A 6,626-nucleotide genomic window follows, 5' to 3' on the forward strand; every position below is an offset into this window, starting at 1 on the left:
CGGCCGGCGGCGGAGAGCGCGGTATAGGGCCCGCCCGCCTTCAGCTGCTGGCAGCCCCAGCGGACGAACTCATCCACATAGCGGTGGTAGTTGGTGAACAGGATGAACTGCTGCACGTGCTCGGCCGGGGCGCCGGTGTAGTGGGTCAGGCGGGCCAGGGAGAAGTCGGTGCGCAGGCCGTCGAACAGGGCGAGCGGCCGGGCTTGGTCCGCCGCGAAGGTCCAGGAGCCATCGGCGATCTCGTCGCCAATGTGGGCGAGCTCGGTGGCCGGGAAATGGCGGGCGATGTCGGCGGCGCCCACGTCGGCCATGGCCAGGTCGACCGCGCCATCCAGCACATAGGGGAAAGGCATTTCCTGGGTCGAGCGACCGACCTCGATGGTCACGGCGAAGTCGGTGAGCAACAGGCTGATCTGCTCGATCAGATAGTCGCGAAACAGGTCGGGGCGGGTCACGGTCACGGCGTACTGGCCGGGCGCCGATAGCCGGGCATAGGCCCGCGACAGTCGCGGATAGCCGTGGCCGGAGGGCCAGTGGAGCCGGAGCTCCGGATAGACGAAGGCCCCTGAGGCCCGCACCTCCGGCTTGGGCGGCGGGCCGCCGGCCAGGAAAATCTTGAGCGCCGTGCGCAGGGCCTCGACCGAGGCGGCGTATTCTTCTTCCAGCCGCGCGACGATGCGGGCCGCTTCATTCTCTGCAGTCATGGGCCATTATAGCGCCGCTCGGCGACGGTTTCGAGGCCATCCGGGCGACGGGATGGACGTCGGGGCGGTTCCCGGCGACAAAGGTCGGCTGAAAGACACGCCCGGGGGCTCCATGAACAGGCTTTTCACCACCTTTGTCGTCCTGGCCATGGTGCTGGGGGTCGCGGCCGGCTGGGCCGTGCACACCTATCTGCCGGCGGACGAGGCCAAGGCGGTGGCCGGCAATCTGTCGATCATCACCACGGTGTTCCTCCGCGCCATCAAGATGATCATCGCGCCCCTGGTGTTCTCCACCCTGGTGGCCGGGATCGCCCATATGGAAGACGCCGCCGCCGTGGGCCGGGTGGGGGTGAAGACCATGTTCTGGTTCATCACCGCCTCGATCATCTCGCTGACCATCGGCCTGGTCATGGTCCAGTGGATTCAGCCCGGTGTCGGCGTGGCGGCCGATCCCGCGGCGGCCGCCGCCGCGACGATCACCGGCACGGAGCTGACCCTCAAGGACTTCCTGACCACCCACCTGATCCCCGACTCGATCATCAAGGCCATGGCCAATAACGAGATCCTGCCCATCGTGGTGTTCTCGATCTTCGTCGGCACGGCGGTGGCGGCGATCGACGACCGCGCCCCGGCCGTCCTGGCCCTGGTCGAGCAGATCGCGGCGATCATGCTGAAGGTGACCGGCTATGTGATGAGCGCCTCGCCCCTGGCCATCTTCGCGGCCCTGGCGGCGATCATCTCCACCAAGGGCCTCGACATCCTGGGCGCCTACGCCAAGTTCGTCGGCGGCTTCTATCTGTCGCTCGGCATCCTCTGGGCCCTGCTGTTCCTGGCCCTGATCGTCTTCGTCGGCCCGCGCGCCTTCCGGCTGATCGCCGGCATCCGCCAGCCGATCCTGCTGGCCTTCTCCACCGCCTCCTCCGAGGCCGCCTATCCCGGCACGCTCGAGGCGCTGCAGAAGTTCGGGGTGTCGCGCAAGGTGGCGAGCTTCGTCCTGCCGCTCGGCTACTCGTTCAATCTGGACGGGTCGATGATGTATTGCACCTTCGCCACCCTGTTCATCGCCCAGATCTACGGGGTGCATCTGACGCTCAGCCAGCAGATCACCATGCTCGGCCTCTTGATGGTGACCTCCAAGGGCATGGCCGGGGTGCCCAAGGCCTCGATCGTGGTGATCGCCGCGACGCTGGCCTATTTCAAGCTGCCCGAGGCCGGGATCGGTCTGATCCTGGCGGTGGACCAGCTGCTCGACATGGGCCGCTCGGCGACCAATGTGGTCGGCAATTCCGTGGCCAGCGCCGTCGTCGCCCGCTGGGAAGGTGAGATCGAGGTTCCGGCCAAGGCCTGAGGACCTGGGAATGGGCGGCCACGATCCCGAGACCCTGGCCTTCTATGAGGCGCAGGCTGAGGTCTATGCCGCGCAGGGCCACGTCTCCCGGCGGCTGACGAACTTCCTCGATCAGATGCCGCAGGGCGCCCGGATCCTGGAGCTCGGCTGCGGAGGCGGTCAGGACGCCGAGGCCATGCTGGTGCGCGGCTTCGATGTCATCCCGACCGACGGCTCCCCCGCGCTCGCCGCCCAGGCGCAGGCGCGGCTGGGCCGTCCCGTCCGGGTGATGCTGTTCGAGGACCTCGATGCGCAAGCTGAGTATGACGGGGTCTGGGCCCAGGCCAGCCTGCTGCATGCCCCGGCCTCAGCCCTGCCCAATATCCTGGCGCGGGTTCGCCGGGCCCTGAAACCCGGCAGTCGCTTTGAGGCGAACTTCAAGGCGGGAGATGGCGAAGGCCGTGACAGCCTGGGCCGCTATCACAACTTCCCCAGCCGCGACGCCCTGGCCGCAGCCTATGAGGCCGCCGGCCCCTGGGCCTCAGTGAAGATCACCCAGAGCGAGGGCGGCGGCTATGACGGGGTGGCGCGAACCTGGCTGATCGTGGTCGCGCACACCGTCGCCTAAGGCCTATTCCGCCGGCAGCACGTTCTCCGACCGCTTGTTCAGCATCTTGTCGAACTCTGACCAGACGCCGACGTCGCCGTGCCATTGGCCCTTGGTGGCGGCCTTGGAATATTCGGTCGAGCGGGCCTCGAAGAAGTTGGCGTGCTCGACGCCGGACAGCATGGACTGCAGCCAGGGCAGCGGGTTTTCCCGCGCACCGAACACCTCCGGCAGGTGCAGCTGGCGCAGGCGCCAGTCGGCGATGAAGCGGATGTACTTCTTGATGTCGTCGGGGGTCATGCCCTGGATTTCGCCGGCCGAGAAGGCCAGGTCGATGAACTTGTCCTCCAGCCCGACCACGGTCTTGCAGCAGTCGACGATGTCGTCAGCCACCGACTTGGTGACGCAGCCGGTCTCGGCGTTGAAGGCGTGGTAGAGCTTGATGATGCCCTCGCAGTGCAGGCTCTCGTCGCGCACCGACCAGGAGACGATCTGGCCCATGCCCTTCATCTTGTTGTGGCGCGGGAAGTTCATCAGCATGGCGAAGCTGGCGAACAGCTGCAGCCCCTCGGTGAAGCCGCCGAACATGGCGAGCGTGCGGGCGATGTCGGCGTTCGATTCGACCCCGAACTTCTGCATGTAGTCGTGCTTGTCACGCATCTCCTGGAACTCCAGGAACGCCGTAAACTCGCTGTCGGGCATGCCGATCGTCTCGAGCAGCAGGGCGTAGGCGGCGATGTGGATCGTCTCCATGTTGGAGAACGAGGCCAGCATCATCTTCACCTCGGTCGGTTTGAACACCCGGCCGTAGCGCTCCATGTAGTTGTCGTTCACCTCGACATCCGACTGGGTGAAAAAGCGGAAGATCTGGGTGAGCAGATTGCGCTCACGATCATTGAGCTTCGTCGCCCAGTCCTTGCAGTCCTCGCCGAGCGGAACCTCTTCGGGCATCCAGTGGACCTGCTGCTGCTTCTTCCAGAAGTCATAGGCCCAGGGATAGCGGAAGGGCTTGTAGGCGAAGGAGGGGGTGAGCAGGCCGGGAGAGGCGAAAGTCGGAGCGGTCACGGGCGGGCTTTCCACTGGGCGGAATCGACGGACGTAGGATTATCTGCGCCACATTAGCCATCGAACACCGACAACATCTAGCGGCGAGTTAACGCACCACCCCAACATGTTGTGAATGGAGCGGGGGATAAGTCACATGCCCAACCTGACCCTGTTTGGCGCCCCGGGCTCGGGCGCCGTGGCCGTGGAGGCCGCGCTGACCCTGATCGGCGAGCCCTATGACCTGATCGACGCCATCACCTGGGACGCGGACGATCCCCAGAGCGGCGACCAGGTGCTGGAGGCCAATCCCATGCGCCAGGTCCCGGCCCTGGTGCTGCCGTCCGGGGAAGTCCTGACCGAGAGCGCGGCCCTATTGATCTGGCTGGCCGAGGCCTATCCCGAGGCGAGGCTGGCGCCCCACCCCGGCGCGCCCGGCCGGGGACAGTTCCTGCGCTGGATGAGCTTCGTCTCGGCCTCGATCTATTCCCTCTACTGGGTGAAGGACGAGCCCTCCCGCCTCGCGCCGGACCGCGCGGCCCAGGGGGCCGTGGTCGATCGTGTGCATGAGCGGATCGCTGACTGCTGGCGGATCATGGGCGCTCAGATCCGGCCCGGGCGCTTTCTGCTGGGCGACGAGATCTCTGTGCTGGATCTCTATGTGGCCACCGTGTCGCGGTTCCAGCCCCGTCGGGACCGGTTCTACGCCGAAGCGCCGTCCATGGCGGAGGCTGTGCGGCGGGTCGACGCCGACCCCAGGCTGGCGGAGCTGTGGGCGGCGCGCATGCCGGCCGACACCGGCTGAACCTAGTGGCGCGGCTTGATCGACAGGGAGAAGGCGACGAGCGAATCGTCCTTGGTCTCCTGGCCCATCAGCATGTGCTCACCCTTCACGGCGCGATGCAGGTAACCGAAGGAGGTCTGGACCGCGCCCTTGCGCCAGCCCACGCCCAGTTGGGCGTCGCTGACCAGGGTGCTGGCGCTGTCGGAGGCCCAGGAGCGATCCCAGCCGGTCGCCTGGTCCTTGAACATCGACAGGCCCACGGCCCGGCCGCTGGCCGCGGCGTAGATGTACCAGCGCCCGGCATCGCCGAGATCGCCGCCGTCCTGCACGCCCATCTGGCCGAGCCGGGCCTTCAGGCTCTCGTCCTTGGTCTTCTGGCCAAGCGTCAGGGTCGCCCCGGCCTCGGCGGAGCCGCCAAGGCTGGTGACGCCGACGCCGGCGTGGGGCGTCAGGTCGAGGTCGTAACGGCCGCTGGACAGGCGCACCGCGCCGGGCCAGTCGCGGGTGAGCGCGACTTCATAGGATTGGGGTTCAAGTTCGGCCTGATCGAGGGGCGCCCGGATCAGCGGCCGGCCGTCGGGGCCGCGCAAGGCGCCGCCCACCGAGACCCGCAGGCCGTTCACTGCGCCGCCGCCCTGCGACGGCCCCAAGGACATCTCGCTGGAGGTCCAGCCGGTGGCCCCGACGCCGTGGCGGACGGTGTCGTGGTCCAGCAGGGCGCCGATGGGGTCTTCATTCTTGGCGGTGACGTCGGTCCGCGACGCCTGGGAGAAGGCGGCGTTCATCAACAGAGCGGCGCCGCCATCACCCATGGGGGATAGCGCCTGCGCGCAGGCCCCCGAGGCCGCACCCGCAACTCCGATCGCGCCGAAGACGATGGCCAGCCCAGCCAACGACCTCATCAGGTCTCTCCTCAACCGCTGCGCCATGCGCGCGGCTCCAATGGCACGATTACATGTCAAGCCAACGACGCAAGGGGTTTCATGGTTCCCGCGACCATGGGTCACCGAACGCATATCGGCCGGGCAGGGCTCGCCGGCTATCGCCGGGGTTTGATCGAGAGGGTGAAGGCCACGGCGGTGTCGTCGCGATTGTCCAGGCCGATCAGGGTTTGGGCGCCCTTCACCTTGCGCCTGAGCCAGGCCAGCGAGGCCTGGACCGAGCCCTTGCGCCAGCCGACGCCGGCCTGGACATCACTGACCAGGGCCGAGGCGCTGTCGGTGGAAAGCCCGCCCTGGGTCCAGCCCCGCTCCTTGTCGTGCAGCATGTTCAGGCCCACGGCCCGGCCGCTGGCGGCGCCGAACAGGTACCAGCGCCCCTGGGTCCCGAACCTGTCGCCGCTGGGCGCGCCCAGTTGGTCGAGCCACGCCTCGGCCCGGCGGCTCAGACGCACCACGGCCCCGGCCTCGGCCTCGCCGCCGGCGTTGGAGATCCCCACCCCGGCGTGGGGCGTGACCGACAGGTCGTAGCCGCCGGCCGCCATCACCCGAGGCCAGCCACGGGTGTAGGTCACCTCATAGGCGGCGGTGTCGACGGCGGCGGACGCGTCGCCAGGGCGCGGCGGCAAGCCGCCCGGCGTGCGGACCACCTGGCCCACCGAAAGGCGCACGGCGTCGATCGCCTGAGAGGCCGGCCGGGCTATGGCGGTCTCCGTCACCTTCCAGCGCGCCAGGCCCTGGTTCGGAACATAGGTCTCGCGGGTCAGCAGGCCCGGACTGTCCAGGGCCGTGCCGCTATAGGCGGGCTGGGTCAGGGGCGCCTCGACCCCGGCCTCGGCGGCGGGCCCTTCGGACTGGCGGATCGGTTGGGCGGCCTCGCGCAGTTCGGCGGCCGCAGCCTCGCTCTTGGCATAGACGGCCTCGCGCAGCCGCCCCCAGCTTTCCTGGAAGGCCTGATCTCCAGGCGACATCACGGGAACATCGGGCAGGACGGCGGCGCTGACGGCGGCGGTGCCGACCGCGCAGCCTGTCACAATGGCGACTATGGCCAGAACCCGCATGACGCCCCCATGCGGCGCTCCCCCCGGAGCGCCGTCAGGCCTTCACCATGACCGGTTTGAGGGCCGGCCGCAGCCGGCTTCTACTGGCAGGCGAGGCATTCCTCGTAGTCGGTCTTCTCGCCATTGCTCATGTCGACCACGACGGCCATGCCCTCGCCACC

General features: G+C 68.2%; 6 protein-coding genes and 1 pseudogene. 3 read left to right on the plus strand and 4 right to left on the minus strand.

Going from position 1 to position 6,626, the window contains the following annotated elements:
- A pseudogene (locus tag Q7P21_RS18415) lies at positions 1 to 704 on the minus strand (AMP nucleosidase); the annotation flags it as partial.
- A 112-nt stretch (positions 705 to 816) separates the two neighbouring features.
- Between Q7P21_RS18415 and Q7P21_RS18420 the strand changes: the two are divergent.
- Positions 817 to 2,052, plus strand: coding sequence for a dicarboxylate/amino acid:cation symporter (locus Q7P21_RS18420; RefSeq protein ID WP_304171333.1), 1,236 nt, complete (start codon positions 817 to 819; stop codon positions 2,050 to 2,052).
- A 10-nt stretch (positions 2,053 to 2,062) separates the two neighbouring features.
- Positions 2,063 to 2,659 carry a bifunctional 2-polyprenyl-6-hydroxyphenol methylase/3-demethylubiquinol 3-O-methyltransferase UbiG gene (locus Q7P21_RS18425; protein ID WP_304178771.1) on the plus strand — a complete coding sequence of 199 codons (597 nt, stop codon included), beginning with the start codon at positions 2,063 to 2,065 and terminating at the stop codon, positions 2,657 to 2,659.
- 3 nt (positions 2,660 to 2,662) lie between these two features.
- Here Q7P21_RS18425 and Q7P21_RS18430 read toward each other — a convergent pair whose 3' ends face one another.
- Positions 2,663 to 3,703 (minus strand): ribonucleotide-diphosphate reductase subunit beta, encoded by a 1,041-nt coding sequence (locus Q7P21_RS18430; RefSeq protein WP_304178785.1) that lies wholly within the window; start codon positions 3,701 to 3,703, stop codon positions 2,663 to 2,665.
- 136 nt (positions 3,704 to 3,839) lie between these two features.
- Between Q7P21_RS18430 and Q7P21_RS18435 the strand changes: the two genes are divergently transcribed.
- Positions 3,840 to 4,487: a glutathione S-transferase family protein gene (locus tag Q7P21_RS18435; RefSeq protein ID WP_304178798.1), complete on the plus strand. Its 648-nt coding sequence runs from the start codon at positions 3,840 to 3,842 to the stop codon at positions 4,485 to 4,487.
- Positions 4,488 to 4,489: 2 nt separating this feature from the next.
- Here Q7P21_RS18435 and Q7P21_RS18440 read toward each other — a convergent pair whose 3' ends face one another.
- Together Q7P21_RS18440 and Q7P21_RS18445 are read right to left on the minus strand one after the other, a co-directional pair.
- Complete coding sequence (locus tag Q7P21_RS18440; RefSeq protein ID WP_304164333.1) at positions 4,490 to 5,368, minus strand: lipid A-modifier LpxR family protein; 879 nt, start codon at positions 5,366 to 5,368, stop codon at positions 4,490 to 4,492.
- A 137-nt stretch (positions 5,369 to 5,505) separates the two neighbouring features.
- Positions 5,506 to 6,465: a lipid A-modifier LpxR family protein gene (locus Q7P21_RS18445; protein ID WP_304178810.1), complete on the minus strand. Its 960-nt coding sequence runs from the start codon at positions 6,463 to 6,465 to the stop codon at positions 5,506 to 5,508.
- Between the last annotated feature and the right edge of the window lie 161 nt (positions 6,466 to 6,626).

Source organism: Phenylobacterium aquaticum, from assembly GCF_947378715.1.
Lineage (GTDB): Bacteria > Pseudomonadota > Alphaproteobacteria > Caulobacterales > Caulobacteraceae > Phenylobacterium > Phenylobacterium aquaticum_A.